At 64.0% G+C, this 26,272-nt stretch carries 28 protein-coding genes and 1 tRNA gene; 14 read left to right on the forward strand and 15 right to left on the reverse strand.

Annotation, left to right across the window (positions count from 1 at the left end):
- Positions 1–5: 5 nt before the first annotated feature.
- Positions 6–1,013: an asparaginase gene (locus GPJ75_RS14575; protein WP_163269057.1), complete on the reverse strand. Its 1,008-nt coding sequence runs from the start codon at positions 1,011–1,013 to the stop codon at positions 6–8.
- Positions 1,014–1,098: 85 nt separating this feature from the next.
- Here GPJ75_RS14575 and GPJ75_RS14580 point away from each other — a divergent pair, with 85 nt between their 5' ends.
- Complete coding sequence (locus GPJ75_RS14580) at positions 1,099–1,941, forward strand: DUF3750 domain-containing protein (RefSeq protein WP_163269058.1); 843 nt, start codon at positions 1,099–1,101, stop codon at positions 1,939–1,941.
- Here the strand turns inward: GPJ75_RS14580 and GPJ75_RS14585 are convergent.
- Positions 1,848–2,591, reverse strand: a complete 744-nt coding sequence (locus tag GPJ75_RS14585; protein WP_163269059.1) for an SDR family NAD(P)-dependent oxidoreductase — start codon at positions 2,589–2,591, stop codon at positions 1,848–1,850. The two genes, GPJ75_RS14580 and GPJ75_RS14585, sit on opposite strands and share 94 nt — an antisense overlap.
- A gap of 190 nt (positions 2,592–2,781) precedes the next feature.
- Here GPJ75_RS14585 and betI point away from each other — a divergent pair, with 190 nt between their 5' ends.
- From betI to GPJ75_RS27735, 5 genes are all read left to right on the forward strand, one after another.
- A complete protein-coding gene (gene betI, locus GPJ75_RS14590; RefSeq protein WP_163269060.1) occupies positions 2,782–3,369 on the forward strand; it encodes a transcriptional regulator BetI in 588 nt (195 codons plus the stop codon).
- Positions 3,362–5,014: a choline dehydrogenase gene (betA, locus tag GPJ75_RS14595; protein ID WP_163269061.1), complete on the forward strand. Its 1,653-nt coding sequence runs from the start codon at positions 3,362–3,364 to the stop codon at positions 5,012–5,014. The genes betI and betA overlap by 8 nt, the downstream gene beginning before the upstream one ends.
- Before the next feature lie 16 nt (positions 5,015–5,030).
- A complete protein-coding gene (betB, locus tag GPJ75_RS14600; RefSeq protein WP_163269062.1) occupies positions 5,031–6,494 on the forward strand; it encodes a betaine-aldehyde dehydrogenase in 1,464 nt (487 codons plus the stop codon).
- Between the two features lie 58 nt (positions 6,495–6,552).
- Positions 6,553–6,629, forward strand: a tRNA-Pro gene (locus GPJ75_RS14605).
- A 134-nt stretch (positions 6,630–6,763) separates the two neighbouring features.
- Entirely contained in the window at positions 6,764–7,006 is a 243-nt protein-coding gene (locus GPJ75_RS27735) for a helix-turn-helix domain-containing protein (protein ID WP_163269063.1), read from the forward strand.
- Here GPJ75_RS27735 and GPJ75_RS14615 read toward each other — a convergent pair.
- The 5 genes from GPJ75_RS14615 to cml form a co-directional block, all read right to left on the reverse strand.
- Positions 6,927–7,700 carry an anti-sigma factor family protein gene (locus tag GPJ75_RS14615; RefSeq protein ID WP_163269064.1) on the reverse strand — a complete coding sequence of 258 codons (774 nt, stop codon included), beginning with the start codon at positions 7,698–7,700 and terminating at the stop codon, positions 6,927–6,929. The genes GPJ75_RS27735 and GPJ75_RS14615 overlap by 80 nt on opposite strands.
- On the reverse strand, positions 7,697–8,203 hold the full coding sequence (locus tag GPJ75_RS14620) for a sigma-70 family RNA polymerase sigma factor (RefSeq protein ID WP_163269065.1): 507 nt from the start codon (positions 8,201–8,203) through the stop codon (positions 7,697–7,699). Before GPJ75_RS14620 ends, GPJ75_RS14615 begins: the two co-directional genes overlap by 4 nt.
- Before the next feature lie 3 nt (positions 8,204–8,206).
- A complete protein-coding gene (locus GPJ75_RS14625; protein WP_163269066.1) occupies positions 8,207–8,593 on the reverse strand; it encodes a COG4315 family predicted lipoprotein in 387 nt (128 codons plus the stop codon).
- Between the two features lie 25 nt (positions 8,594–8,618).
- Positions 8,619–8,927 (reverse strand): iron chelate uptake ABC transporter family permease subunit, encoded by a 309-nt coding sequence (locus tag GPJ75_RS27740; RefSeq protein WP_205602540.1) that lies wholly within the window; start codon positions 8,925–8,927, stop codon positions 8,619–8,621.
- A gap of 68 nt (positions 8,928–8,995) precedes the next feature.
- The gene (gene cml / locus GPJ75_RS14635; protein WP_163269067.1) at positions 8,996–10,204 is read right to left on the reverse strand and encodes a CmlA/FloR family chloramphenicol efflux MFS transporter; all 1,209 of its coding nucleotides are present in this window, start codon (positions 10,202–10,204) and stop codon (positions 8,996–8,998) included.
- Between the two features lie 368 nt (positions 10,205–10,572).
- Here cml and GPJ75_RS14640 point away from each other — a divergent pair, with 368 nt between their 5' ends.
- Positions 10,573–10,866, forward strand: coding sequence for a hypothetical protein (locus GPJ75_RS14640; protein ID WP_163269068.1), 294 nt, complete (start codon positions 10,573–10,575; stop codon positions 10,864–10,866).
- Positions 10,867–10,956: 90 nt separating this feature from the next.
- Here GPJ75_RS14640 and GPJ75_RS14645 read toward each other — a convergent pair whose 3' ends face one another.
- Positions 10,957–11,874 carry a LysR family transcriptional regulator gene (locus GPJ75_RS14645; protein ID WP_163269069.1) on the reverse strand — a complete coding sequence of 306 codons (918 nt, stop codon included), beginning with the start codon at positions 11,872–11,874 and terminating at the stop codon, positions 10,957–10,959.
- Positions 11,875–12,007: 133 nt separating this feature from the next.
- Between GPJ75_RS14645 and GPJ75_RS14650 the strand changes: the two genes are divergently transcribed.
- The 3 genes from GPJ75_RS14650 to GPJ75_RS14660 are packed head-to-tail and all read left to right on the forward strand — an operon-like array spanning position 12,008 to position 15,981.
- Positions 12,008–13,003, forward strand: a complete 996-nt coding sequence (locus GPJ75_RS14650) for a TAXI family TRAP transporter solute-binding subunit (RefSeq protein WP_163269070.1) — start codon at positions 12,008–12,010, stop codon at positions 13,001–13,003.
- A 27-nt stretch (positions 13,004–13,030) separates the two neighbouring features.
- Entirely contained in the window at positions 13,031–14,932 is a 1,902-nt protein-coding gene (locus GPJ75_RS14655; RefSeq protein ID WP_163269071.1) for a TRAP transporter permease, read from the forward strand.
- A complete protein-coding gene (locus GPJ75_RS14660) occupies positions 14,929–15,981 on the forward strand; it encodes an amidohydrolase family protein (protein WP_163269072.1) in 1,053 nt (350 codons plus the stop codon). Before GPJ75_RS14655 ends, GPJ75_RS14660 begins: the two co-directional genes overlap by 4 nt.
- A gap of 94 nt (positions 15,982–16,075) precedes the next feature.
- Here GPJ75_RS14660 and GPJ75_RS14665 read toward each other — a convergent pair whose 3' ends face one another.
- Complete coding sequence (locus tag GPJ75_RS14665; protein ID WP_246249067.1) at positions 16,076–16,561, reverse strand: MarR family winged helix-turn-helix transcriptional regulator; 486 nt, start codon at positions 16,559–16,561, stop codon at positions 16,076–16,078.
- A gap of 223 nt (positions 16,562–16,784) precedes the next feature.
- Between GPJ75_RS14665 and GPJ75_RS14670 the strand changes: the two genes are divergently transcribed.
- On the forward strand, positions 16,785–17,231 hold the full coding sequence (locus GPJ75_RS14670) for a VOC family protein (protein WP_163269073.1): 447 nt from the start codon (positions 16,785–16,787) through the stop codon (positions 17,229–17,231).
- Between the two features lie 88 nt (positions 17,232–17,319).
- On the opposite strand, the gene GPJ75_RS14675 is transcribed toward GPJ75_RS14670, so the two are convergent.
- Positions 17,320–18,573: an MFS transporter gene (locus tag GPJ75_RS14675; protein WP_205602541.1), complete on the reverse strand. Its 1,254-nt coding sequence runs from the start codon at positions 18,571–18,573 to the stop codon at positions 17,320–17,322.
- A 39-nt stretch (positions 18,574–18,612) separates the two neighbouring features.
- Between GPJ75_RS14675 and GPJ75_RS14680 the strand changes: the two genes are divergently transcribed.
- Complete coding sequence (locus GPJ75_RS14680) at positions 18,613–19,044, forward strand: helix-turn-helix domain-containing protein (protein ID WP_163269074.1); 432 nt, start codon at positions 18,613–18,615, stop codon at positions 19,042–19,044.
- Positions 19,045–19,404: a hypothetical protein gene (locus GPJ75_RS14685; RefSeq protein ID WP_163269075.1), complete on the forward strand. Its 360-nt coding sequence runs from the start codon at positions 19,045–19,047 to the stop codon at positions 19,402–19,404.
- Positions 19,405–19,498: 94 nt separating this feature from the next.
- Here the strand turns inward: GPJ75_RS14685 and GPJ75_RS14690 are convergent, their stop codons facing one another.
- From GPJ75_RS14690 to GPJ75_RS14710, 5 genes are all read right to left on the reverse strand, one after another.
- Positions 19,499–20,617: a glycoside hydrolase family 88/105 protein gene (locus tag GPJ75_RS14690; protein WP_163269076.1), complete on the reverse strand. Its 1,119-nt coding sequence runs from the start codon at positions 20,615–20,617 to the stop codon at positions 19,499–19,501.
- Positions 20,618–20,806: 189 nt separating this feature from the next.
- A complete protein-coding gene (locus tag GPJ75_RS14695) occupies positions 20,807–22,072 on the reverse strand; it encodes an ABC transporter substrate-binding protein (protein ID WP_163269077.1) in 1,266 nt (421 codons plus the stop codon).
- Positions 22,073–22,098: 26 nt separating this feature from the next.
- On the reverse strand, positions 22,099–23,223 hold the full coding sequence (locus tag GPJ75_RS14700; protein WP_163269078.1) for an ABC transporter ATP-binding protein: 1,125 nt from the start codon (positions 23,221–23,223) through the stop codon (positions 22,099–22,101).
- A gap of 4 nt (positions 23,224–23,227) precedes the next feature.
- Positions 23,228–24,124: a carbohydrate ABC transporter permease gene (locus GPJ75_RS14705; RefSeq protein ID WP_163269316.1), complete on the reverse strand. Its 897-nt coding sequence runs from the start codon at positions 24,122–24,124 to the stop codon at positions 23,228–23,230.
- 14 nt (positions 24,125–24,138) lie between these two features.
- The gene (locus GPJ75_RS14710; protein WP_163269079.1) at positions 24,139–25,023 is read right to left on the reverse strand and encodes a carbohydrate ABC transporter permease; all 885 of its coding nucleotides are present in this window, start codon (positions 25,021–25,023) and stop codon (positions 24,139–24,141) included.
- Between the two features lie 241 nt (positions 25,024–25,264).
- On the opposite strand from GPJ75_RS14710, the gene GPJ75_RS14715 reads away from it, so the two are divergent.
- Positions 25,265–26,182 carry a helix-turn-helix domain-containing protein gene (locus GPJ75_RS14715; RefSeq protein ID WP_163269080.1) on the forward strand — a complete coding sequence of 306 codons (918 nt, stop codon included), beginning with the start codon at positions 25,265–25,267 and terminating at the stop codon, positions 26,180–26,182.
- The last annotated feature ends 90 nt before the right edge of the window (positions 26,183–26,272 follow it).

Consider the following 26,272-nt stretch of genomic DNA (forward strand, 5'->3'; position numbering starts at 1 on the left):
CTCTCTCACCCGCCCAGCGCCCCCGCCGGCCTGAGAGCACCGACCTCGATGCCGCGCCAGTTCTTCAGCGCCGGGCGCGCCATCGCCGCAAGTACGGCGCGCAGCGGGTCGCCCTCGGGAAGGAGGTCGTGCAGCACGGCGGCCACCATCACTTCGGCCGCACGTCCGGCACCGTCGTCGCATTTGAGCGCGATGCCGAGGCCGCGTTCGGGGATGGCGGCACAGAAGACGCCCTCCGCACCCCCCTTGGTGAAAAGACGCCCCCTGCCCGCCTCCATCATCGCCGTGTCGGCGCGGCCCGTGCCGGCGACGTAGAAGGGCTCGGCCGTGCAGGCGGCGAAGATGCGCCTTGCAGCGGCGGCACGTGTGCTGGAAAGGCCCTTGCCGGTCGCCATGCGGGCGAAGCCCTGAGCGAGGTTCTTCAGCGGCACCGCATAGGTGGGTATGGAGCAGCCGTCCGTGCCGCAGGCGTCGACGCCGTGGGCTGCGCCCGTCACCGCTTCCAGCGCCTCGCGCACCATCTCCTGAACCGCATGATCGTGGCCGACATAGCCACGGTGGTCAATGCCACTGTGAACACACGTGCACAGGAAGCCGGCATGCTTGCCGGAGCAATTGTTGTGGAGTTGCGTCGGCGCGCCGCCTGTGCGGGCGAGCATGAGCGTGGTCTCATGGTTCGTCGGCCAGTGGGCGCCGCATTCATAGGCCGTCTCGTCGAGACCGGCCCTCGCGAGCATCGCTTGCGCCAGTTCGATATGCGCCGGCTCGCCGGAATGGGAAGCCGAGGCGAGCGCGATTTCGCGGTTGCCGAAGCGATAGGCATCGGCCGTGCCGCTCTCGATGAGCGGCAGAGCCTGGATCGCTTTCACCGCCGAGCGGGGGAAGACGGGCCGCTCGACGTCGCCAATGGCGACAACCTGCCCGCCGTCGGCATCGACCACCGCCACCGCGCCGCGATGCCTGCTTTCCACCACGCCGCCGCGCAGCGCCTCGACCAGAACCGGATTTGCCATGCTCTTACCAATATTGCCGGGATCAATTGTTGCCGGGATCAATCACTGCCGCACCATCGGCGGTTGGGGTTAAAGAGCGGGCGTCGTGCGGAAAATCAAGCATCTTGCCAGTTTTATTTTTGTCGCCTTCCTCCTGCCTGCCGGCGTTTTCGCCGGCTGGTGGTGGCTCGAAGAGCGGCCTTCCTCCTGGGGCGCCGCCGACTGGAGCGCGACCGGCATGCTGCCGCCGGCCTCGATAAGCGGGGAAGCGGCCATCTATGTGCTCGCCGCCCGCACCGGCGGCATGAAAGGCGCCCTCTCCGTTCACACCTGGATCGTGCTCAAGCCGGAAGGCGGAGACTACGAGCGCTATGAAAAGGTCGGCTGGGGTATGCCCGTGCGCCGGAACGCCTATCCGCCGGACGGGCGCTGGTATTCCAACCCGCCCTATGTGGTGAAGGCGCTTTACGATGCCGAGGCCGAACGGCTGATCCCCGCGGTGCGCGCTGCCATCGACAGCTATCCCTATTCCCACAGAGGCGACTACGTCATCTGGCCGGGGCCCAATTCCAATTCCTTCGTCGCCCATGTGGCAAGCCAGGTACCTGAACTCGGCGCCTCGATACCGCCCAACGCCATCGGCCGCGACTACCGGCCCGGCCTGTTCGTCTTCGAGCACGATGCGGACTGGACGGACTACCGCCTCTTTCTCGGCGGCTATGCCGGGCTGGCGCTCGGGCGGGATACGGGGCTGGAGCTCAACCTTCTGGGCCTCGTCGCCGGCTTCGACCTCCTGCAGCCGGCGATCAAGCTTCCCGGCTTCGGCCGTATCGACTTCTGGGCCACCGCCTCGGCTCAACCGTCACGCGGCAATCCAGCGACCGAGAATCCTCCGTCCACCACCAATGTGTGGCCCGTGATGAAGCCGGCCTCCGGCGAAAGCAGATAGGCCACCGCCGCGGCGATGTCGCGCGGCTCGGCGGCGCGGTGCTGCGGCGTCGCCTCCAGCCAGGCACGGCGGCGCTCCATGTCCTCGTCGAAGGCGGCGGTGGACGCTTCCACAAGGCCCGCCGCCACGCAATTGACACGCACGCCACGGCCGGCAAGCTCCAGCGCCATCACCTCGCTCATCAGCTTCACGCCCGCCTTCGAGGCACCATAGGCAGCATGGCCGCCATTGGCGCGCAGGCCGCTGACGGAGGTGAGGTTGACGATGACAAGCCCCTGGCCCATGCGCGCGAGCGCCGCCTGGGAGGCAATGAAGGCGCCCGCCAGATTGATGTCGAGGACCTGCCGGAAAAGCTCCGCGCTCGTTTCCTCGAACGGCGCCTCGCGCCGTATGCCGGCACAATTGACAAGGGCGGCAAGAAGCCCCTGCGCGCCCACGGCCGCGTCGAAGGCCTCGGCGACCTCATCCTCGTCCGTAACATCGGCGGCAAGGAAGATCGCCTCCTCCCCGGCCAGAAGATCCTCCGCCTCGGCCAAGGCCGTACGGTCGCTGTCGACCACCGCGACGTACCAGCCATCGTCCAGAAGGCGCTCGGCCACAGCAAGGCCCACGCCCGAAGCGCCGCCGGTGATGATGGCCGCCGGGTTCATCCTATGCGTCCCCCAGCGGAGAACCGTACCGCTGTCGCCATTGCCGACTCCTTAGCCACCCCATTGATAGCACATCCTGAGGAGGCGGTCGCGGGGGCTGAAGTTGGAACGGATGGCCGGCATGCACCGCTCTTCATACTTCTCAATATTTTTCTTGATTGATCACTCAATCAAAAATAGACTGCCCTCCATGCCTAAGATCGGAATGGAACCCCTGCGCCGCCGGGCGCTCATCGACGCCGCTATCCACGCCATCGGCGAGCGCGGCTCTCTCGATGTCACCATGTCGGAGATCGCCGGCCGCGCCGGTGTCTCGGCGGCCCTTGCACACCACTATTTCGGCGCCAAGGAAGACCTGCTCTTCGCAACCATGCGCCATATCCTGGCCGAACTCGGGCGCGACCTGAGCCAGGCGGTGGAGGGATGCGCCGGCCTTACCCGCGTGCGCGCCATCATCGCCGTGAACTTTTCGCAAAAGCAGTTCCGGCCGGAGATCATCGCCGCCTGGCTCGCCTTCTATGTGGAGGCGCAGCGCGCGCCGGCGCTCAGGCGCCTCTTGCGCGTCTATGCGCGACGGCTCCACTCCAACCTGATCTTCGCGCTCACACCCCTTCTGCCGCGCGCGGAAGCCGAGCGCACGGCCGAGGGCATCGCCGCGCTCATCGACGGGCTCTACATCCGCCGCGCCCTCAAGGACGGCCCGCCGGACGCGGCGTCGGCCATTGCGCTGGTGGAGGATTATGTGACGCTGCGGCTCGGAGGGCGGCATCATGCTTGAGGCCGACTACGTCGTCGTCGGCGCGGGCTCCGCCGGCTCCGCGCTCGCCTACCGCCTGTCGGAGGGCGGCAAATATTCGGTGATCGTCATCGAGCATGGCGGCAGCGATTTCGGCCCCTTCATCCAGATGCCGGCCGCCCTCTCCTTCCCCATGAACATGGCCCGATACGACTGGGGCTTTCGCACCGGGCCCGAGCCGCATCTCGCCGGCCGCTCCCTCGCCACGCCACGCGGCAAGGTCGTCGGCGGCTCCTCCTCCATCAACGGCATGGTCTATGTGCGCGGCCATGCCCTTGACTTCGACCACTGGGCCGAAGCCGGCGCCAAGGGCTGGGCCTTCGCGGACGTGCTGCCCTATTTCAAGCGCATGGAAAACACGAAGGACGGCGAGGATGGCTGGCGCGGCACCGATGGGCCGCTGCACGTACAGCGCGGCCCGCGGCTCAATCCGCTCTACCAGACCTTTGTCGAAGCGGGCCGCGAAGCGGGCTTCGAATTGACCGAAGACTACAACGGCGCCAAGCAGGAAGGCTTCGGGCCGATGGAGCAGACCATCCATCGCGGCCGTCGCTGGTCCGCCGCCAACGCCTATCTGAAGCCGGCGCTCAAGCGGCAAAACGTGAGTCTCGTCAGAGGCTTCGCGCGGCGCATTGTGATAGAGAATCAACGCGCCGTCGGCGTAGAGATCGAAGTTGAGAAAGTGATTCAAGTTGTTAAAGCACAACTTGAAGTTGTTGTTGCCGCCTCCGCGATCAACTCGCCGAAACTGCTCAAGCTGTCGGGCATCGGCCCGGCCGAGGAACTTATCCGCAACGGCATTAGGGTTGTCGCCGACCGGCCGGGCGTCGGCCAGAACCTGCAGGACCACCTGGAGCTCTATATCCAGCAGGAGTGCGTCAAGCCGATCACGCTCTATTCCAAGCTCGGCCTCTTTTCCAAGGCGCTGATCGGCGCCGAGTGGTTGCTCTTCAAGACCGGGCTCGGCGCCTCCAACCATTTCGAGGCGGCTGCCTTCGTGCGCTCCCGCCCCGGCGTCGACTATCCCGATATCCAGTACCACTTCCTGCCCGCCGCGATCCGCTACGACGGCAAGGCCGCGGCCGAGGTGCACGGCTTCCAGGCCCATGTCGGGCCGATGCGCTCGAAGTCGCGCGGCTCGGTCACCCTTGCCTCGCCCGATCCTTGGCAGGCGCCGAAGATCCGTTTCAACTACATGGCGCATGAGGAAGACTGGGCCGACTTCCGCCACTGCATCCGGCTCACGCGCGAAATCTTCGCCCAGGACGCCTTCGCACCCTATCGCGGGCAGGAGATCTCGCCGGGCGGGCACGTGACATCCGACGAGGCCCTGGACGATTTCATCCGCGAGCACGCGGAGAGCGCCTACCACCCCTGCGGAACCTGCCGCATGGGCGACAGGGGCGACCCCATGAGTGTCGTCGATCCGGAACTGAAGGTGATCGGCGTGGAGGGCCTCAGGGTGGCCGATTCCTCTGTCTTCCCGCGCATCACCAACGGCAACCTCAACGCGCCCTCGATCATGGTGGGCGAAAAGGCCGCCGATCATATCCTCGGCAAGCCCCTCCTGCCGCCGTCGAACCAACAGCCGTGGATCAACCCGCGCTGGCAGGTTTCCGACCGCTAACCCCGTGGAGAAGAATATGCGCGCCCAGCCAAAGGCCTCGCACTACATCAATGGCGACTTCGCCGAGGATACGCGAGGCGCAAGCCTCGATGTCATCTACCCCGCGACGGCCGAGACGATCGCCCGGCTGCATCTGGCGACGCCCAATGTCGTCGAGCTGGCGGTGGGCTCCGCGCGCGCCGCCCAGGCTGCCTGGGCGCGGCTGAAGCCCATGGAGCGTGGGCGAATCCTGAGAAAGGCGGCGGACATCCTGCGCGCCCGCAACGCCGAGCTGGCGCGGCTCGAGACGCTGGATACCGGAAAGGCCATCCAGGAGACGCTGGTTGCCGACGCGGCGTCCGCCGCCGATGCGCTGGAATTCTTCGGTTGCGCCGTCGCCGCCCACAATGGCGAGCATATCGAGCTCGGCGGCCCCTTCGGCTATACAAGGCGCGAGCCGCTCGGCGTCGCCGTCGGCATCGGCGCCTGGAACTACCCCATCCAGATCGCCGCCTGGAAGGCGGCCCCGGCGCTCGCCGCCGGTAACGCCATGGTCTTCAAACCGTCGGAGAACACCCCGCTTTCCGCCCTGGCGCTCGCGGAGATCCTCACCGAGGCCGGCCTGCCGGACGGCCTCTTCAACGTCGTGCAAGGGGCGGGCGAGGTGGGCGCGCAACTGGTAGGCCATCCAGCGGTAGCGAAGGTCTCCCTCACCGGCTCCGTCGCCACGGGCAAAAAGGTGATGGCGCTTGCCGGCAGCCAGATGAAGCACGGCACCATGGAGCTCGGCGGCAAGTCGCCCATCATTATCTTCGACGACGCGGATGTGGAAAACGCCGTCGGCGGCGCCATGCTCGGCAATTTCTGTTCCACCGGCCAGATCTGCTCCAACGGCACCCGCGTCTTCCTGCAGAAAGGCATCTACGATCGCTTCCTCGACCGGCTGAGCGAGCGCACGCGCGCCATCCGGCTGGGAGACCCGCTCGATCCGGACACGCATCTGGGCCCGCTCGTCTCCGCCGAGCAGCGCGAGCGCGTCTTGTCATACATCGCGCTCGGTGTGGAGGAAGGCGCGCATCTGCACCTCGGGGGCGGCGCTCCCAGCCTGCAGGGCTTCGAGAAGGGCTTCTTCGTGGAGCCCACCATCTTCACCGGGGTGCGCGACGACATGCGCATCGCCCGCGAAGAAATCTTCGGGCCAGTGATGTGCGTCTTCTCCTTCGATACGGAGGAAGAAGCCATCGCGCGAGCCAACGACACGGAGTTCGGGCTGGCCGCCGGCGTCTTCACGCGCGACATGGCGCGCGCTCATCGCGTCGTCGGCCAGTTGCAGGCGGGAAGCTGCTGGATCAACGCCTATAACCTGACACCGGTGGAGCTTCCCTTCGGCGGCTTCAAAAGTTCCGGCATCGGCCGAGAGAACGCCCTTGCAGCGCTCGACCACTATTCCCAGATCAAGGCGGTCTATGTGGAAACCGGAAATGTCGAAAGCCCCTATTGAGGGCACGGTTTCAGCTTGCGAAGGCGCGGCGTGCCCGTTATAAGCCGCCGTCGGGTCACGGAGTGTAGCGCAGTCTGGTAGCGCACCTCGTTCGGGACGAGGGGGTCGCAGGTTCGAATCCTGCCACTCCGACCAGCCAAATCAAGCGCTTAGCGACCCTCCGCAAAATCCACGGCAATGAAACACGTTGCCCCTCCCTGCTCTACTGCTGGTGAACGCATCTCCAATCTCGGCATAATGGCCGGGATGATGGTGTCCATAAGACATCAATGCGAAGCCTTGGCCCGATTTCACAAATCATTTCCTGTGCCAAGATTGCTGAAACGGGGTCATTTTCCAAGGCTGCGCGTGAACTGAACCTGACACCATCAGCAGTCAGCAAATCGCTTTCGCTACGAGCAGGCCCGCCTGGAGGCGGCGTTTGCCTGCGGCTCAGCCCAGTTGCTCGTAGGCTTGCGTCGCGATCTCGCGCAGCCGGTCGCGGGAAAGGTCGCCGACGAGCGCGCAACTGATCCCCTCGTCCGTCCAGAAAAATGCCTCCAGCCGATCGAGCGAGACATAGCGGAACGCGGTCTCACGTCCCTCTTCGGCGGTGATGATGTAGAGCGTCACCCGATGCCCGGCCTCGTCCTCGTACATGAACTGCGCGGCCGGCCCTCTTGCAGACGGCAAAAGCCGTCCCCCGACGAGGTTGAGCCCGTCATCCCTGAGGTCGGGCACGTTGATTGACCGGTCGAGGCGCTTGGAAAGCCATGTCTGCAAATGGTCTTTCTCATCCGCCCAGACCTCCACGGGATGGATGACCTCGCTGGCATAGATCCTGTGGGCTTCCATCGCCGTGGCGGCGAGGTCAGCCCGCGTCGATATGGAGGGCGCCAGTATATCGCGTCCGTACCAGCCTGCCGTTCCGCTGATGGCCACCAGAATCACGGCAGCCGCGACCGCCCGGCCCCAACGTCCGGCCGCTGCCCGGCGCTCCCGCTCGATGCGGTAGACGCCGAGCCGCGGCGGCATCGGCTCGGCCGCCATGTGTCCGTAGAGTGCGCGCAGTGTCTCGTTCTGGTGCCGCCAAGCCTCCACCTCCCCGGCCACTGCCGGATTCTCCGCCAGATAAGCCTCGACCGCCGCGCGCGCCCGCCCGTCGAGCGCGCCGTCGACATAGGCGTGCAGCTCGTGCTCTGTGATCTTGCGCTGCTCCCGGCTCATTTCACGGACCTCAGTCTCGGCGTTCCCGTTTCCGTCAAGCGGCGCAGCGCCGCGCGCGCCCGCCCCAAGCGCGACATCAGTGTGCCGATGGGAATGGCAAGTACGGCCGCCGCTTCCGCATAGCTCATCTCCTCGACGGCCACGAGAAGCAGCGCCTCGCGCTGCTCCATGGGCAGTTCCTGTATCGCCCGAGCCGTCTCGGCAAGCGCCAGCCGGCCAGGCTGAGCATCAAGGCCAGGTGGATCGCCCGGCAGGGCGTCGAGAGGAAGCGGAGCGGGCGCGCGCCTTCTCCTCCTCGCCTCGTTGCGGTGGATGTTCAGGAGGATCCGGAACATCCAGGAGCGGACGGAGCCCGACGGCCTCCATAGGCCGCGTTTGCGGATCGCCCGCTCCAGACAGTCCTGGACGAGATCGTCGGCAAGATCGGGATCGTGCGTAAGGGCCCGCGCATAGCGCCTGAGCGCCGGCACGCATTCCTCGATCTCATCCAGGAACTGCGACATCGGCTACTCTTTGGCGACGTGCCAGACATCGCCCACGCCGTCTCCGGTCATGTCGCCCGGTTTCTGGTCGTTCACCCACAGATAGAGCGGCTCGCCCTTGTATGCCCACTGCATTGTGCCGTCCTTGCGCTCCACCAGCGTGTAATCTCCTTCCGCCGTCGCGCCCGCATCGGCGATGAGCGGCGGCCATTTCGCGGCGCAGTCATCATAGCAGTTCGACATGCCCGCCGTATCCTTGTCGAAGGTGTAGAGCGTCATGCCGTTGGCATCGGTGAGAATCTCGCTGCCTTCGGTTTCCATCGACTTGATGGCGCCGCCGGCATAGTCGTCGGCATAGGCGAGCGGCATTGCAATCGCCATCGCGGCGGCGGTCAGTATGAGAGAACGCATGATCTGAAACCCTCTGTTTTGATCCTCAAACGTGCGGACCTTGTGCCCGCATTACGAAGAACACCTTTGGACAGCAAATAATCCCGGCGGAAGAAAACTTTCCGGTTACGCAAGCGGCTGCCGCACCACTCAAGGAACATTGATGGAGGCTCCAGCTCGGCAGGAAGTCAAGGCGGAGGCGACCACTAGCCGGGTCACCCGATAGAGTGACGGCCCCCGCGCCGATGCCGAGCACCATCACGAGGACTGCGCCAGTCGACGCGCCGGCCGAGATGCCGAGCAAGTAAGGCTCCGCCAGCTGGTTGCGCAGCACCCTGAGGACCTCGGCCGGCATCACCAGCGGGGTGGAGGCGCTGATGCTGACGAGCGGCCTGACGTCGCGGGCCGCTCGTGCAAACAGCGCTACATGGCTTGCAGAGGTACACCACGAATGCGACGCCACAGCAGCGCCGCCAGCGTGATCGCCGCCATGACGGCTGAATAGGCGGCCAAGGGCCAAGCGGTGTCGCCATTCAGCACAATAACGAAGCTGGTGCCGATAACACCGACAATGAGGCTCTGGATGCAGAAATGCAGAGCGACGGCGGTGCCGGCGATGTCACCGAACTCCCGCAACGCGCCCTCGGCCGTCACCGAGATGGTGAACACAATTCCGACCGCCATCAGCCACATCGGCAGAATGAACGACCAGAAGGATGGCGGCAGCGAGAGTTGACCCAACAGCAGCGCACAGGCACCCAGGATCAGAAGCGCCATGCCACGGACAGCACTCCCGGCTATTCCCCACCGCTCCACGAAGAACTTCGCGAAACGTGTCGTGGCGATCATGACGAGAGCTACCGTCGCGAAGGCCAGGCTGAAGCCGAGCTCGGAGAATCCAGCGCCGTCGATCAAGACACGCGGTGCCGTCGAGAAGAACACGAAGAACGTGCCCATCGCTGTGCCGAAGCCCAACGTGTAGGTCCAGAAGGCAAGGCTCTTCACCACCAGGCCGAACGACGCCCTACGCGGCGTTTCATCGACCGGTCGCGTTTCATGCCACGCGGGCAGCGCGCAGACCAGCATCACCAAGGCCGGGAGGCCCAAAGCCACGAAGATGAAACGCCATCCTAGCGAACCGGCAATAACCGCTCCGGCAATGGGTCCGAGCGCCGGCACGAAGGCCAGCATCGCGTTCATGAGGCTGTAGACGACAGCGCTTTCCGGCCTTTGTGCGTAAACATCGCGAACGGTCGCGAACAGGGTGACCAACGTTGCCGACGCGCCTACCGCCTGGACCAACCGCAGCGTCACGAATAGATATGACGAGGACGTCGTTGCCAAGGCAAACGAGGACAACGCAAACAACACTGCGCCGCCGATCAGGACGGGACGGCGGCCAGCCCGGTCGGAGAGCGGACCGAAGGCGATCTGCCCGACGCCGAGCATGATCATGTAGAAGGTGAGGGTTAGCTGGACCACTGCCGGCGTGGTCCCCAGGATTTCCGGCATTGCTGGGACAACCGGCAGATATATGTCCATGCCGAGCGAGGCGAGGATGTTGAAGGGTGCCAGAAGCATCAAGGCAACTGGCAGGCTGTACGTCCACAGCCGTGGATTCCGAGTAGGCATGACGAAGCATCCGCTCAAATGAGTGACATCTGGCGGCGGTCTGCGCTGTCATGATTTGAAAGAAGTGGAACCGTGCAGACTGCCGCAACAACTTGGCAAACGTTGTTGCGGCCTAACGGTCGGATTGCTTCGGTTCCATGGGATCGAGCCTCAGGGATGTGGTCGATAAGCGGTGGCTATCCCTTACCAATCGTGATTTGACCTGGCAACCGCCAGCTCCGGTCGTGGCGATACTAGGCACCAACACCGCTAATTGCTCGACACCGCTGCCGGTTTGGCGGCAGAACGCGCACTGAAGACGATGCGCTCTACCGGAGGGCCAGGGGCGCGGGTATTATCAGTGCGCTAAACGTCACGAGGAGGGAAACTTGGACCTGCAAGCCTTTAGAGAATCCATTGCGAAGCCGCAGCCGCCCGCCGGTTTGAGCCATGCTCTGCAGGCGCTGTGGTGGGATGCGAAGGGTGATTGGCACAAGGCGCACGAGCGCGCGCAGGAGCGCGACGACAGGGCGGGCATGCTTGTGCACGCCTACCTCCATCGCAAGGAAGGCGATCAATCAAACGCGGAATATTGGTATCGCCGCTGCGGCGCGACGCCGTCGACATTGGCACTTGATGATGAATGGGAAGAGTTGGCGCGGGCACTTTTGGGGCAAAGCTAGGGCTTCTGGGCGCAAGGGGAGCGCCTGCTGAAATCCTCGCGATAGGCTATGGCCCCGCAGCGGCTGAAAGCTGGCTCGCTCCGGTATCCGTCAATGCTGTTCAGCCGCTGCCGCGATGTCCTCCAGGAGCATATCGACAAACAGCTTGCAAGGCGGCGAAAGCGATCGTCCCTTCTTCGTTACCAGCGCCATCGTACGTTTGACTTCCGGTTCCACCAGCGGCCGCGTCACCAATCCGTTGCCGGCTCGAAGCCGGGCAAGCGCGGCCGGCAGTATGGTTACGCCAAGCCCGCTGGCTGCCATCCAGGCGGCAGTGTCGAGAAAGCCGACCTCGTGCACAATCCTGGGCTCGAAGCCGGCCTTCATCACCGTCGCATCGAGCAACTGCCTGACGCCATAGCCATTGCGGAAGGCGATCAGCGGCACACCCTTGAGATCGGCCCATCTTACCTGGTCCTCGGTTGCGAATGGATGATCCGCCGCGCAGACCAGCAGCATGCGGTCCTCCAGGATCGGTCGCGAATCGAACTCCGTCCCGGCCGGCGCCGGCACGCCGATCCCCAGTTCGACGCGGTCGGACGAGATGAGCGGCAGGAACTGGTTGGGCGCGCAGTCGTCCAGCACCAGCTCGATATTGGTGTAGCGCCGGCTGAACCGGCGCGCGGTTTTCGGCAGTATGGCAACCGCCGTACCAGGCGTTGCCGCCAGCCGCACGCGGCCACGGCTGCCTTCCGACAGGTCGCGGAAATTGCTGCCCAGCGTGGCGACATCCTCAAGGATGCGCTCAGCGATGCCGAACGCTTCCTCTGCGGCCGAGGTCGGCACCAACGACCGCGTGGTGCGGTCGAAGAGGCGCGTGTTCAGCGTTTCCTCCACCTGGCGGATGAGCACGCTGACGGCCGACTGGGTGACGCCCAGCTCCTCCGCGGCGGAAGCGAGCTTTCCATGCCTGTAGACGGCGGCGAAGGCGCGCAACTGTTTGAGCGTGAGCTGGTTTTCTATTTTCACTTTAGATAACTTCATGAATGATGCTGAATTTTTCGATTTTATTTAGAATGCACTTCCTCTTCAATGTCCGGGCGCAAACAATCCGCACGGCAGCCATGGGCCGCTGGCGGATAACGCAACTGGGAGGATTGTCATGAACTGGCGTCGCTATGCCGCGATTGCCCTGGCCGGAGCCATGGGCCTTCTCGCAAATTCGGCCATATCCGCCGATCGTTATACGCTTGGCACCAACCCGCAGGGCACGATCTATTACACGATCGGCGGCGGCATCGCCGCCGCGCTGCAGGACAAGCTCGGCAAGCAGATCACCGTACAGCCCTATACCGGCTCGTCCGTCTACCTGCCACTGATCGCCGCCGGCGAGGTGACAATGGGGCTCAATTCGAGCCTCGATCTCGGCGGCGCCCGCGCCGGGGATTTCGGAGAGCCGATGACCGATCTGCGCGTGCTGGCGCGCATCTGGCCGCTGCGTGTCGCGCTCGTCACCCGCAACGATCTCGGCATCACCAGGGTGTCCGAACTGGAGGGCAAGCGCGTCGTCACCGACCTCAGCGCGCTGAAGGCCATGAGCGCGCTCTCAAAGACCATAGTCGAACTGTCCGGGTTGAGCGTTGACGACGTCGAGCAGGTTTCGGTTGCCGGTCTCGGACCGGGCATGGAGCAGCTTACCGAGAACAATCTCGACGCCACGCTGATCGCGGTTGGCATTCCTCTCACCCAGCAAGCGCACGCCTCGATTCCCGGCGGCATCCGCTACCTCGACATCGACGGCGAAAACGCCACGACCGAGAAGGCGGACGAGATGTACCCTGGCCTCTACCTCACCGAGGTCGAGCCGAATCCGCGCATGCCCGAGGTAACGGAACCGGTGACGGTGACGGCCTTTGACGTCTATCTCACCGTGAACGCCGACCTGCCCGACGAAGACGCGACGGCCATTCTCGAGGCGTTCCACGAAATCCTGCCGCAGCTCAAGCAGGACTATCCGCCGCTTGGCGGCGCGGCGCAGGAAAGGCTTTCCGCGCCGTCGAACTCGGTGCCGTATCACCCGGCCGCGGTCGAGTTCTACAAGGCAAAGGGCATGTGGAGCGAGCAGAACGAAAACCGCGATTCCGCGATGCGGAACTAGCCTGACGTGGCCAGGACAGCGCATCGTATGAAGGCGAACCGCCTGGCGGTGCCGATCACCGTCATCGGCATTGCGTGGCTGCTCGACGTACCGCGCCGGCTCGGCCATGTCGTCATCACGGAGCAGTATCTCGCCCTTATGATCGGCATGGCCGTGCTGGTTGGCCTCGTCGTCGCGCCGCTCAGGGGCCGCTGGCAAGTGCTGGACTGGCTTCTCGGCCTAGCGGCGCTCGCGTCGTGGCTTTGGCTCGCCTGGAACTACGAAGTTTGGCTGCTCGATCCGGTCAATCGTGGGCCGGAGAAATGGGTGCCGGCGCTGCTTGCGATCGTCGGCGTGGTCGAGGCCACCCGGCGGCACTGCGGCGCCGTCCTGGCCGCCCTTGCGCTCGCCTTCATTGCCTATGGCCTGTTCGGCACCTACGCGCCGGGCATATTCGAGGCCGCCGAAATCGCGCCGGCGCGGTTTCTGCTCTACCTCTACACCGACACCAACGGCATACCCGGGCTGGTGCTCGGCGTGGGCGCCACGCAGATACTGGGCTTCATCGTCTTCGGCGCGGTGCTGAACGCGGTGGGCGGAAGCCGCATCCTGACCGATCTCGCCATGGCCGCGATGGGCCATCGCCGTGGCGGCCCGGCCAAGGTCGCGATTCTTGCGTCCAGCCTGTTCGGAACCTTGTCCGGTTCCACCGTCGCCAATGTGATGAGCACCGGCGTCGTCACCATTCCGATGATGAAACGGTCGGGCTTCCCTGCCCGACACGCTGCCGCGATCGAGGCTGTCGCCTCCAATGGCGGCCAGATCGCTCCGCCCGTCATGGGCGCGACCGCCTTCGTCATCGCGGAATTCCTGCAGGTCTCCTATGCGGAAGTGGTAATGGCCGCCCTGCTGCCGGCGGTCGCCTACTATCTGATGCTTTATCTGCAGGTCAATCGCTATGCGGCCGTGCACAGGCTGGAAGGCGCGCCGCGCGCGGAACTGCCGCCAATCGGGGCCAGTCTTGCCAAGGCCTGGCCGCTGCTGCTGCCGCTCGGCGTGCTGATCTACTTCCTGTTCGGGCTGGGCTATGCGCCAGGCAAGGCCGCGCTCTATTCGGCCTTCGTCTCCTACGCGCTCCATGTCGTGACCCAGCCGCGCAAGGCGCTGAGCCTGTCGCTGCTGGACGAGATCCTTCGCAACGCCGGGATCATTCTGATTCCCGTTCTATTAGTCTGTGCCATCGCAGGCATCATTATCGGCACGATCAACGTCACCGGACTGGGCTTCGCCCTCACGCTGGCGCTGGGCGGGATCGCCCAGCTCGGCGGCGTTCTGGCGCTTCTCGCCGTCACCGCCCTCATCGCCATCATCCTCGGCGTCGGCATGCCGACGACCGGCGTTTATGTGGTGGTCTCGGTGCTTCTGGCGCCGGCGCTGGTCAAGGCCGGCATCGGGCAGATGTCGGCGCATCTGTTCATCTTCTATTTCGGCCTGCTTTCGATGCTCACGCCGCCGGTGGCCATCGCATCCTATGCCGCCGCCTCGCTTGCCGGGAGCGACATGTGGCGCACGGGGATCACCGGCATGCGGCTGGCGGTCGTCGCCTACCTCATCCCCTTCGTGTTCGCCTTCAACCCGGCGCTACTGCTCGCCGGAACGTGGTTGGAAATCGCCGTTTCCTGCGTCAGCGTCGCGGCGGCGGGTGTCATTCTCGCGGAAGTGCTGGCTTGGCGAGGCGCCTATGGCGGCGGCTGGCGACGCGTCGCAATGGGCGCGATCGCGCTTTTCATCGGCGCCAGCACCGCCGTCTTCGGCCCGTCGACGGTCGCCGCCATGGTCGCGACGGTAGCGGGCATCGCGCTCGTGGTCGTGACGAAACGCATTACTTCCGCGCCGGCACCGGTCCCGCCTTCAGGAAAAGACACATCAAACCCATTGGAGGAAACATGAACCAGAAGAACCCCAACCCGCCCTACAAGCGCATCGCCACCGAGGAGGCCTGGGCATCGGATGAACTGATCCGGCTCTACCGCAAGGAGATCGAGGAAAAGACGATCGGCGATCCGGGCTTCCAGAGCCTGTGGGGGTTCTTTTCGGGCGATTCCGAAAAAGCCCGGGCGCATAACCGGCGCATCCAGGACCTGGATGACGAACGCCTCAAGGACATGGACGATTCCGGCATCGACATCGCCGTGCTGTCGCTGACCTCGCCTGGTGTGCAGATCTTCGACCCAGCCACCGCCTCGTCCCTGTCGGAACGCTTCAACGATGAGCTTGCCGAAGGCATCGCGCGTCATCCCGACCGCTATGTCGGGCTCGCCGCCTTCAGCCCGCTCGATCCGGCCAATGCGGCAAAGGAGCTTGAGCGCAGCGTGAAGAAGCTCGGCCTGCGCGGCGGCATCCTCAACTCGCACACGCTGGGCACATATCTCGACGACGAGCAATATTGGGAGGTTTTCGAGGCGGCGGAAGCGCTCGAAGTGCCGATTTACCTGCACCCGCAGACTCCGTCGGCGAATATGATCGAACCATTCCTGAAGCGCGGCCTCGATGCGGCGGTCTACGGGTTCGCATGCGAGACCGGGCTGCACGCGCTGCGCCTCATCGTCTCGGGCCTGTTCGACCGCTTCCCGAAACTGCAGATCGTGCTCGGTCACTGCGGCGAGGCTCTTCCCTACTGGCTGTCGCGGATTGACTTCATGCATGGGCATATTTCGGTGTCGAAGCGCTATCCACATGTGCATCCGCTGAAACGCAAGGCGAGCGAGTATCTAAAGGAGAACTTCCACTACACCTCGAGCGGCGTCGGCTGGGCGCCGCCGGTGATGTTCGTACGCGACGTGATCGGCCCCGACCGCATGATGTATGCCATGGACTATCCTTGGCAGTTCGTCCCTTCGGAAGTCGGCGAGCTGGAAGCCATGCCGATCGGCGAGGCGGGCCTGAAGCAATTCTTCGAGGACAATGCACGGGCGCTTTTCAAGATCGGAAAATCGTGACGCGCAGCCGATGGCCGGCAAGGGTTTTCACGACGTCTGACGCTGAGCACTGAAATTTCCACTGCGCGGCGGACCTGCCAGACGCCACGGCGCATTACCCGGCGAGGCCGCCCTGATTGGCAGACATCGAAAGGAGATTGAGTTCGGAGCGCAGACGATCCGGGTCTGAAAGCACCGTTTCGATCTCCGCATGGAGGCGCCGCCAGATCGGCGCCGCCTCGACTAGAGCTGCCTGGCCGGCCGGTGTCAGCCGCAGCAGTCGGGCGCGCCTGTCCGTCGGATCGGTTACCGTCTCGACCAGGCCGCGGCGCTCCAGCGGCTTGAGATTGGCAGTCAGGGTCGTCCTGTCCATCGCCAGCAGCGCCGCCACGCTGCCGAGGTTCGGCGGTTTCAGCCGATTGAGCGACATGAGGAGAGAGAACTGCCCGCTGGTGATGCCGGCGGGCTTCAGCGCGATGTCGAAACGGCGTGCGAGCGCACGCGCCGCCCTCTGCGCATGCAGGCACAGGCAGGTGTCACGCACCAGAAGTGTGGTTTCGAAGGCAAGGTTGGCAGGAGTGTGCATCTGGAAGGTTGACATCCATGGGCTCTTTACATTGATATCAACATAGATGAGGAGAGGTCAATCGACGGCCGCCTACACGCTGGCAGAAGGGTGAGCAGGGCGCGGAGGGCAGCATCACGCTCGCCCGCTTCAGGGCCGCCGGGCAGAGCGTGCTGGCCAGCAACAGCCTGGTAAAGCACGCCTTCGACTTCACGCCATCCTGACATGCATCGAAGCACCAATCAGAAAGGAGACGACCATGAAGATCGTGACCAGCCTGAGCTTCCAGGGCCAGTGCCGCGAGGCGTTCGAGTTCTACGCCAAGGTCCTGGGCGGAAAGATCACCGCCGCCATGCCCTACAGCGATGCGCCTCCCGACATGCCGATCACCGACGAGAAGTACAAGACCTGGCTGATGCACTGCTGGCTCGAGGTCGGCGACCAGGCGCTGATGGGCGCCGACATGGACGTCGGATGGGCACCCAACATCGACAAACCCAAGAACGGCTTCGACGTCACCCTGCACACCGAGGACAAGACCGAAGCCCAGCGCTGGTTCGATCAACTGTCCGAAGGTGGCAAGGCCGTCATGCCATTCGGCGAGACCTTCTGGTCACCGGGCTTCGGCTCCCTAATCGACAGGTTCGGCGTCCCGTGGATGATCAACGTCGTTCCATCGGCTGACTGGAAGCCGTCGCAGGGCTGATCCCATGCCCATCAAACACCGATAGAAGAATGCACCGGATATAAGCGCCGGCAGCGCCGGCGCATGCCCGTGTTCGCGTTGGCCGACCTCATGTGGCCCTGCTCCTCGAACGCCGCAGCAGGGCGGCCGCACTGCTCGCCGCTGCGAAACAGAGAACGAGACCTGCCGCAGCGGCGAATGTCCAAGCATATCCGACCTTGCTGATCATCGGTGTTGTTGCAAATGGAGAGACGATCTGCCCGACAAAGACGGATGTCGTGAGAATTCCACCGATGACGCCGCGGCGTTCCGCGGGGGCAATCATGAGAGCCAACGTGACAAAATTCGGCATCACGAGAGCAAAGCCCAACCCGATCGCAATCGCACCGGCAAGCGTTGCCGCAAACTCCGGGCTTGAAGCTATGCCTGCGAAACCGAGTGCCATGAGCACATATCCGGTCGCAAAAACGCCGATCTCGCCGAACCGGCCGCTCGCCCGGTGATAGGCGAGCGCGGCCAGCCCGCCCGCCAGCGTGAGAGCACCGAGAACGATGCCTGTCCCTGACGCGCTATCGAAGCCTCGCGCAGCCAGAAGGAAGGGAATCTGAGTTGGCATGATAAAGAAGAGCGCCGTCGTCCCCATCTGGAGTGCTGCGAGGCCCATCACCGGCCCAAACCACTTTTCGCCGAGAGGTGCGAGGGATTGACCGGGCGCGGCCGCGCGGTCGCACCGAACGGCTGGCTCTGCAATCACCCTCCAAACCAGCAGCAAAAGCAGAACGGGCAAGGCATAGACCGCGAAGGGCAAACGCGGCGAGGTCGCGGCAAGCCAGCCTGCGAGCGTGATAAAGGCGAACCCGCCAAAGTTCCGCGCCGAGACCTGCAGACCCGCGAGGCGTTTTAGAGCGGTGCCTTCGTAGTAGTCCCCGATAAGCGCCGTTTGAGATGTCATGATCATCGCCACCGCGAGGCCGAGCGCGAGCCTGCTCGTCAGGATGGACGTCAGATCAGCGAGGTAGAGGCCAGCGCTGCCCGTGATCGCGAACAGCAGGATGCCGGTCAGCAGAAGCCAGCGCCGGCCGAGACAGTCCACCGCCAACCCGGCAAGCGGAGCGCAGAAAATGACGGTGAGAGAGGGCGCCGGGACCAGCAGTGTCGTCATGAACCGCGCATTGGGATGGTCGGCGAACAACTCCGCAAGCCCGCCCAGAGCCGGGCTGATCGTGGCGTTGGCCATCGTGGTCAGTGAGGCGGCGAACAGTAGGGCGAGCGCTCGGGGGTCGCGCAACACAGCACCACGATCCACGATCATTTCGGACGACATAGCTTGCTTCCTCTTGCAGATTTCGAGCAGGAAGCGCATGCTACAAATTCAAGCCAACTTGAGGTCAATAGGGAAACTATGAAGGTTCTCGACATCGGCGAGGTGGCTGCGCAAACGGGCCTGCCGCCATCCGCTCTGCGGTATTACGAGGAGGTAGGGCTCATCGCTTCGATTGGGCGAAAGGGGCTGCGGCGGCAGTTCGATCCTCAGACGATCCTGCAGCTTTCGCTGATCCAGCTTGGCCGGTCAGCCGGGTTCTCGCTGGACGACATCCGGGGAATATTCGGTGCCGACGGTCAGCCGGATCTGCCGCGCTCCGAGCTTCATGCCCGTGCGGACGAGATAGACCGACAAATTCGAGATCTCACAAAGTTGCGCGAGGCGCTCCGCCATGTCGCAGATTGCCCGGCGCCGTCTCATATGGAATGCCCCACATTCCGCCGCCTGCTGCATATCGGAAGTAGGCGCGGCCGACCCCTACCCCGATCTCGGCCTGGGGAACGCCGGTAATTGGTGCGTCCTGCTGGTTCAACACCTGAGCTGCAGAACGCCCTGGCTGCCCATTGGCGCGATCAGGATCGCAGGTTCCACTCCAACTTCATTAAATTTTTACCCAAATCTCCCATTCATGCGCTTTCCCATGAATTGCGTGTGAAGGTTATGACCAAGAAGCTTGCAACTTTCTGTCTCTTGGGCGGCATGCTTGCCGCTACGGCCGGTTGTTCGACGACTGACAAGACGATAACCGGCGCAGCGGCCGGCGGCATCGGCGGCGCAGTGGCCGGCAACGCGATCGGCGGAAGCGGGGGCGCCTTGATCGGCGGCATCGGCGGCGCGGTCGCCGGCGGCATGATCGGCCGGAACCTCTAGCGCTCCGCGCCCATATGGGCGCACAAAGGGCGCCTTTGAAATCTCATCGGCCCGAGAATCGACCCGATTCTCGGGCCGATTCCGTGACACGACGTCACGACGCGCGGCGCGCCGTACCATCCTCCTCGGCGGCAACCGCCGGACGGGCCCCCTCAGCCTTGGCCATCATCAGGGGCCCCACCCCCTTGGGATCGTCGGCGACCACCGGCTCAGTCAGATAATAGCCTGCGGTACCGTCACGGTAGACGCCGGAATAGCCGCCGAGGCCCGCCACGCGGCAGATGCCGCCGAGGCGGACAATGCCGTCCTCCGACCGTTGCAACGCCCTCTGCGTCAGCGCCAAAAGGCTCTCCCGGCCGAGCGCGGCAGCGCCGTCGAGGAGCCCCAGCCTGCCGGCCTTGATGAGCGCATATGTCAGCATGGCCGTGGCGGAGGTCTCCGCGTAGTTGCCGACAAGATCGGGCCGGTCGATCACCTGCAGCCACATCGCCTCACGCGTGCGGAAGCCGGCGATGCGCTTCAAGAGCGCGGTTGCTTCCTCGGCAATGCCCATCTCGCCGGCATGCTCCATTCCGATCAGCTCGATGATGTCGACCAGCGCCATGGCGAGCCAGCCCAGGGCCCGCGCCCAGTGGGCGGGCGAGCGGCCGGTGTCCGGATCGGCCCATTGCTGCTTGCGACTTTCGTCATAGCCGTGCGCGTAAAGCCCTGTCCTCGCCTCGTGGGTAAGCGAGAGCGCGATCTGCAACTGGAAAAGCGCATCATAGACAAGGGCCTCGTCGCCCGTCATGCGGGCAAACTCGATCTGGAAGGGCAGTCCCATATAGAGGCCGTCGAGCCAGATCTGCCAGGGATAGATTTTCTTGTGCCAGTAGACGCCAGACTCGGTCCGCGGATGTCCAGCAAGCTGCCGGGCAAGCAGCCTGGCAGCGGCAGCGTATTTCTCCTCGCCGGTCAGACCGTGAAGATAGATCAGCGCCCTGCCGGACAGGACGTGGTCGATGTTGAATTCGTCGACGGAGTAGCCCGCCAATTCTCCCTCGGGCGAGACCTGCGCATCCACCAGACGCGTCAAGTGCGCGAGCCATCGCTCCTCACCCGTAGCAAGATGCAGAAGGGCAAGCCCGCGATAGACGCAGCCGTCCTCGTAGCACCACGTTCCCCCCTTATAGGGCGCGTAGGCCGCGGCATAAGTGTCGAAATACGCCATCATGCCGCGGCCACTCCCCCCGCCCTCCCCGGACGCTCCAATCTTTCCCCAAACGCCGCAAAGGCGCGGCAAGGCACACCGAAAGGAGGAAAAACGGGCGCAGGGGGGATGGGATGGTCCGGGGTCATCGGTGCCATTCGGAAAGAACTTCAGCAGAAAGCGGCGGCGGGGAACCCGCCGCCGCGGTGGATATCAGAACTTCGCCAGGACGCCGTTCACGCCCTCGATGATTTCCGTTGAGGCATCGGCCGCGGAGATATTGCCGTAGGCGAACTCCTCCAGCGTGTCCTTGAAGATCTCGCGCACCTCGGGATGCTCGTTGAAAGGCGAGACCGTCGGCCCCTCGGCCTCGATGACGAGCTTGTGCGCTTCCAGCAGCCGCGGGTGGATGGCGCCGCCTTCGGCGAGTGTCTCTGCCGCGATCCGGCTCGCCGGTATGCCGCGTGTATCGCCAAGCGCCTCGATGCCCTCGGGCTCGTTCAGGAGGCAGTTGACGATCTGGGCGGCCGCCTCCGGGTTCTCGCTGTTCTTGGAGATGGAGAAGAGCATGGACGGCTTCCGGTACACACCCGCCGTCGCGGCATCTTCGACCGTCAGGAGCCCCACAGGCACGAGCTCGCCGTTCTCGATGGGATCGTTGAACTTCCCATAGGTCGAATCCCATTCATAGGAGCCGGCGATCTTGCCCTCCGACCAGGCAGGCAGCTCGAACAGATCCACGTTGCCACCCCCCGCGACCGTCTTCCAATCGCGGATGACACCCTTGTCTGCAAGGCTCTGGTTGAACTCGATGCCCTTTTGCAGTTCCTCCGTCGTCCAGGCGACGGTGTTGGTGGCGGGATCGACGAGATCCTTGCCCGTCATCTGCGTCGTCACCAGCGAGACGTTGAGGATGGCGCCCAGCCCTTGATCTCCCCCTTGCGCGTCGAAGGGATAGTAGTCCTCGCCCAGCTTCTCCTTGAAGACGGCGGCGGCCTCGATCAATTCGTCCCAGGTGGTGGGCAGAGGAAGTCCGGCTTTGTCGAAGGTGGCTTCGTTGAAGAAGAAGACGCGGCCGGTGGTGGAGACCGGAAGGCCGTTCAGCTTGCCGTTCACGGTGGCGCTATCGAGCTGGTCCTTCGACCACTGGCTCAGGTCGATGGTGTCCGAGTACTCGTTCAGGTCCGCAAAGCCGTCGCCTTCGAGCGAGAAGAGCGGCAGCCAGGGCCAGTTGATCTGCATGATGTCGGCCTCGGTGCCGCCGGCAAGCTGCGTGGCCACCTTCTCCTGATGGCCGGTCCAGCCGGTGAATTCCGGCTTGATCGTGTGGCCATGCTTCTCGCCGCAGGCTTTCAGGGCCTCCTGTGTCGCCACATGGCGGCTGTCGCCGCCCCACCAGGACATGCGCAGATCCGCAGCCGAAGCGGAGCCCGCACTGAGGGCCATGATCACGGCCAATGCTGTCGTTGTCTTTCTCATTTCATCCTCCCAAGTTTCTTTCGGGTTCAGGCATTCGCCGAGAGACTGACATTCCTCCCCGTCTCCCGGTCGAAGATGTGGACGGCCGTCTCGCGCGGGACGAGCCGGATGCGGTCATCACGTATGTCCTCAGGGTGGTACTGTTCGGAGGGCACGACGACGACGATGCGGATATCGCCGACGTCGACATAGAGGTAGACCTCGTGGCCCATGAACTCGATGTGCGAGACGTGGCCTTCCAGAGCGTTCTCCTCGTCGTTTGTCGCAATGCGCAGATGCTGCGGCCTGACGCCGAGAAGCACATCGCCGCCGCGCATGCCGAGGCGGCTGCCGACATCTTCGCCGAAGGTGAGCATCTGACCTGCCAGGCCGATGTTGACGCCGCCATTCACGGCAAGCGCACCCTCCATCAGGTTCATTTCCGGGCTGCCGATGAAACCGGCGACGAAGGCGTTCTCCGGCCGGTTGTAGAGCGTGACGGGATCCGCCACCTGCATGATGCAGCCGTCCTTCATCACGCAGATGCGGTCGCCCATGGTCATGGCCTCGGTCTGGTCATGCGTGACGTAGACGACGGTCGAGGACTGGCCCTCGCGCTTCAGCCGCTTGTGCAGGTCGGTGATGCGCACGCGCATGGAGGCGCGCAGCTTGGCGTCCAGGTTGGACAGGGGCTCGTCGAACAGGAAGACGTCCGGCTTCTTGATGAGCGCCCTTCCCACCGCCACGCGCTGCGCCTGACCGCCCGAAAGCTGCTTCGGCAGCCGGTCGAGCAGCGGATCGATCTCGAGGGTGTTCGCCACCGCCTCGGTAGCATCCTCGATCTCCGGCTTCGGCCGGCGCTTCAGCTTCAGGCCGAACGCCAAGTTGCTGCGCACCTTCATGTGCGGGTAGAGCGCGTAGTTCTGGAACACCATGGACACGCCGCGCTGGCCAGGCGCCAGGTTGTTGACGATCCTGTCGCCGATGCGGATCTCGCCGCCGGTGATCGTCTCGAGCCCGGCGATCATCCTCAGCGTCGTCGACTTGGCGCAGCCGGAAGGGCCGACCAGCACCATGAACTCGCCGTCGTCGACATCGAGGCTGATGCCGTGCACCGCCTTGAAGGAATTGCTGTAGACCTTTTCGAGGTTCCTGATCTGCAGGCGGGCCATGAGCTTAACCTTTCACTCCACCGGTGGAGATGCCTTCGATGAAGTATTTCTGGGCCAGGAAGAACACGGTGAGCGCGGGCACCAGCGCCAGCACCGACATGGCCAGAATGCGGTTCCACTGGAACGCCTCGGTCGTGTCGATCGACAGCTTGAGGGCCAGCGAGATAGGATACTTGTCGACCGAGGAGAGATAGATGAGCGGCCCGAGGAAGTCGTTCATCGTCCACATGAACTGGAACAGGCACACCGAGATCAGTGCCGGGGCCAGCATGGGCACGACGATATAGATCAGCGTCTGCAGCGTGTTGGCGCCGTCGACGCGCGCCGCCTCCTCCATGTCGCGCGGGATGGCGCGCAGGAACTGGATCAGCATGAAAACAAAGAAGGCGTCGCCCGCAAAGGCCGAGGGCACCCACAGCGGCAGGAAACTATCGAGCCAGCCGAGGTCGCGGAACAAAAGATATTGCGGGATGCGCGTCACCACGTTGGGCAGGAGAAGCGTGGCGATCAGGGTGGCGAAGAGGATGCGCTTTCCCGGAAACTCGAAGCGGGCGAAACCGTAGGCCACCGCCGCACAGGAGATCGCGGTGCCGATCGTCTTCGGCAGGATGATGAGGAAGGTGTTCCAGAAGAAGGTGGCGAAGGTGTAGGGCGTGGAGGTCCTCCAGCCTTCGATATAGCCGGTCAGCGTCGGCTCCGACGGGATGAAGCCTGGATTGGCGAAAATCTCCGAGTTGGTCTTGAAGGAGGCGCCGATCAGCCAGATGAGCGGGTAGAGCATGAGGAAGCCCACCCCCGCCAGCAATGCATAGCGCACGGCCGAGGAGATGGCGTGCATGCGGCGGCCTTCGGCCAATGCGCGTGCGGAAGCGAGCTCGGCGGTGGTGGCGCGGACGGTGATCTCTTCTGCCATCGTCAGCTCCGCTTGTCGCCGGCGTAATAGACCCAGTGCCGCGACGACCAGAAGGCGATCAGCGTCAGCACCATGATGATGGCGAACAGCACCCAGGCGATCGCCGAGGCATAGCCCATGTGGAACTTCTTGAAGGCCTCCTCATAGATGTAGAGGGGCAAGAGGTAGGTCGATTTCAGCGGCCCGCCCTCGGTGATGACGTAGGGCCCGTTGAACTCCTGGAAGGCCTGGACCATCTGCATGATCAGGTTGAAGAAGATGACCGGCGTGATCAGCGGCAGGGTGATATAGACGAAGGTATGCCACTTGCCGGCGCCGTCGATCGCGGCGGCCTCGTAAAGCGTCTTGTCGATGCTCTGGAGGGCGGCCAGGAAGATGACCATGGCCGAGCCGAACTGCCACAGGCGCAACAACGTGATTGTGAAGAGGGCATTGCCCGGATCGCCGAACCAGTTCACCGCCTCGCCGCCGAAGGCGGTGATCGCCATGTTCACCAGCCCGGCATCGGCGAAGATGTAGCGCCACAGCACCGCCACCGCGATCGATCCGCCGAGGATCGACGGCACGTAATAGGCGGTGCGGAAGAAGTTTATGAATTTCAGCCGGTAGTTCAGGATGTAGGCGATGAAGAGCGCGAAGATCAGCTTCAGCGGCACCGTCATGAACACATAGAGAAGTGTCACCGAGAGCGACTTGCGGAAGGTCCTGTCGCGGGTAAAGAGCTCGGTATAGTTCTCCAGCCCCGACCACTGCGGCGGCCGCATCAGACTGTAGTCGGTGAAGCTCAGATAAAAGGACGCGACGAAGGGGACCGCCGTGAAGATCAGAAGCCCGGCGATATACGGCGCCACATAGGCAAGGCCGAGATATTTGCTGTCGCCGCCCATCAGCCGGCCCGGTTGAGGGAGCCGTCGCCGATAAAGGCTATTGCAGCGCTGCGGGTATCTGCGAAATCATGCATGTCGATGGCACAAGACGACACCGCCGGCCTGCACTGGCAGACCGATACAGACTCCCGGTATCGTCGATTCCTCCCAGAATGACGTGTTTTTTCGCGCTTGCCGCGATGACTGGAGCCAGTATCCTGCTGTAAAAGCCAGTTTGAAATTGACAAATCTGGAAAAAAGGATGGACAAAATCGAAGGCGGCATTCTGGCAGGGATTCCAGAGAACGCGCTGAAGCTCACCCTCACCCGCTCGACCATCAAGATGCAGCACTCGCGCACCTGGCGCGTCGACAAGTCGAACAGCGTGCACGACCTCGTCATCTGCCTCACCGGCGGCGGCGGCTATATGGTCGATGGCGGCGCTTACACGCTGGCGCCCGGCGACGCGATGCTGATCCCGGCGGGCAGCCGCTTCGTCGGCTGGCATGCCTCGGGCGAAGCCTATACGGGGGTCGCCCAGCACTTCACGCTCGACCTCTTCGGCAAGCACGACCTCATCGCGCAGATGCGCATCAACCGGGCCGTGCGCTTCTCACGCTGGCCGCTCCTGGAGCCGGTGGTGCGGTACTATCACGACATCGCGCCGGCTTCCTCGACGACGCTTATCCAGCACCACCTCTTCATGTTCATCCTCATCGAGTTCCTGGAGGACGCGTTCATCGCCTGGAACGCACAGCCCGTCAGTGCGGTGGGAAACGCGGACGGCATCTCGCTCGGCATCATGCTGGCGGCAACACGGATCACCGCCGACCCGCTGGACGAAGACATCGCCGAGCGCGTGGTCGCCGATGCACCCTACAATCCGGACTATTTCAAGCGCGAGTTCCGCCGCCAGATCGGCTGGACGCCGAGGAAGTTTCAGGAATTCAAGCGCATGGAGCGGGCGATGAACCTGCTTGCCAGCGGCAACACCGTGGGCGAGACGGCCGCACTCGTCGGCTATTGCGACGTCTACTACTTCTCACGCATGTTCAAGCGCCACATCGGCACCAGCCCCGCCGGCTACAAGCTGGCGGTGAGGGAGAGCCAGGACGGCAAGTTCCCGCGCGGCGAGGAGGACGGGCAGATCATCTATCCGCTGGTGGAGAGGGTGGAGTGAGGGCCCTGCCCACGGCGAAGCGCAATCATAACTACGCCGTCATCCCCGACAGCCTCCGCTATCGCTCCGGCTTCCGGAATGACGCTGCGT

This window comes from Chelativorans alearensis (assembly GCF_010993735.1).
Classification (GTDB): Bacteria; Pseudomonadota; Alphaproteobacteria; order Rhizobiales; family Rhizobiaceae; genus Chelativorans; species Chelativorans alearense.

What these genes read in the sequence shown, in the direction of transcription:
- GPJ75_RS14615 (WP_163269064.1), bottom strand. Translation starts at nt 7,700, where the DNA reads ATGAGCCGGGAGCAGCGCAAGATCACAGAGCACGAGCTGCACGCCTAT.
- GPJ75_RS14585 (WP_163269059.1), bottom strand. Translation starts at nt 2,591, where the DNA reads ATGAACCCGGCGGCCATCATCACCGGCGGCGCTTCGGGCGTGGGCCTT.
- GPJ75_RS14690 (WP_163269076.1), bottom strand. Translation starts at nt 20,617, where the DNA reads ATGATGGCGTATTTCGACACTTATGCCGCGGCCTACGCGCCCTATAAG.
- betB (WP_163269062.1), top strand. Translation starts at nt 5,031, where the DNA reads ATGCGCGCCCAGCCAAAGGCCTCGCACTACATCAATGGCGACTTCGCC.
- GPJ75_RS14660 (WP_163269072.1), top strand. Translation starts at nt 14,929, where the DNA reads ATGAACCAGAAGAACCCCAACCCGCCCTACAAGCGCATCGCCACCGAG.
- GPJ75_RS14710 (WP_163269079.1), bottom strand. Translation starts at nt 25,023, where the DNA reads ATGGGCGGCGACAGCAAATATCTCGGCCTTGCCTATGTGGCGCCGTAT.
- GPJ75_RS14650 (WP_163269070.1), top strand. Translation starts at nt 12,008, where the DNA reads ATGAACTGGCGTCGCTATGCCGCGATTGCCCTGGCCGGAGCCATGGGC.
- GPJ75_RS14675 (WP_205602541.1), bottom strand. Translation starts at nt 18,573, where the DNA reads ATGCGCTTCCTGCTCGAAATCTGCAAGAGGAAGCAAGCTATGTCGTCC.
- GPJ75_RS14680 (WP_163269074.1), top strand. Translation starts at nt 18,613, where the DNA reads ATGAAGGTTCTCGACATCGGCGAGGTGGCTGCGCAAACGGGCCTGCCG.
- GPJ75_RS14620 (WP_163269065.1), bottom strand. Translation starts at nt 8,203, where the DNA reads ATGTCGCAGTTCCTGGATGAGATCGAGGAATGCGTGCCGGCGCTCAGG.
- betI (WP_163269060.1), top strand. Translation starts at nt 2,782, where the DNA reads ATGCCTAAGATCGGAATGGAACCCCTGCGCCGCCGGGCGCTCATCGAC.
- GPJ75_RS14575 (WP_163269057.1), bottom strand. Translation starts at nt 1,013, where the DNA reads ATGGCAAATCCGGTTCTGGTCGAGGCGCTGCGCGGCGGCGTGGTGGAA.
- GPJ75_RS14695 (WP_163269077.1), bottom strand. Translation starts at nt 22,072, where the DNA reads ATGAGAAAGACAACGACAGCATTGGCCGTGATCATGGCCCTCAGTGCG.
- GPJ75_RS14700 (WP_163269078.1), bottom strand. Translation starts at nt 23,223, where the DNA reads ATGGCCCGCCTGCAGATCAGGAACCTCGAAAAGGTCTACAGCAATTCC.
- GPJ75_RS27735 (WP_163269063.1), top strand. Translation starts at nt 6,764, where the DNA reads ATGCGAAGCCTTGGCCCGATTTCACAAATCATTTCCTGTGCCAAGATT.
- GPJ75_RS27740 (WP_205602540.1), bottom strand. Translation starts at nt 8,927, where the DNA reads ATGCCGGCCGAGGTCCTCAGGGTGCTGCGCAACCAGCTGGCGGAGCCT.
- GPJ75_RS14655 (WP_163269071.1), top strand. Translation starts at nt 13,031, where the DNA reads ATGAAGGCGAACCGCCTGGCGGTGCCGATCACCGTCATCGGCATTGCG.
- cml (WP_163269067.1), bottom strand. Translation starts at nt 10,204, where the DNA reads ATGCCTACTCGGAATCCACGGCTGTGGACGTACAGCCTGCCAGTTGCC.
- GPJ75_RS14715 (WP_163269080.1), top strand. Translation starts at nt 25,265, where the DNA reads ATGGACAAAATCGAAGGCGGCATTCTGGCAGGGATTCCAGAGAACGCG.
- GPJ75_RS14625 (WP_163269066.1), bottom strand. Translation starts at nt 8,593, where the DNA reads ATGCGTTCTCTCATACTGACCGCCGCCGCGATGGCGATTGCAATGCCG.
- GPJ75_RS14665 (WP_246249067.1), bottom strand. Translation starts at nt 16,561, where the DNA reads ATGTCAACCTTCCAGATGCACACTCCTGCCAACCTTGCCTTCGAAACC.
- betA (WP_163269061.1), top strand. Translation starts at nt 3,362, where the DNA reads ATGCTTGAGGCCGACTACGTCGTCGTCGGCGCGGGCTCCGCCGGCTCC.
- GPJ75_RS14670 (WP_163269073.1), top strand. Translation starts at nt 16,785, where the DNA reads ATGAAGATCGTGACCAGCCTGAGCTTCCAGGGCCAGTGCCGCGAGGCG.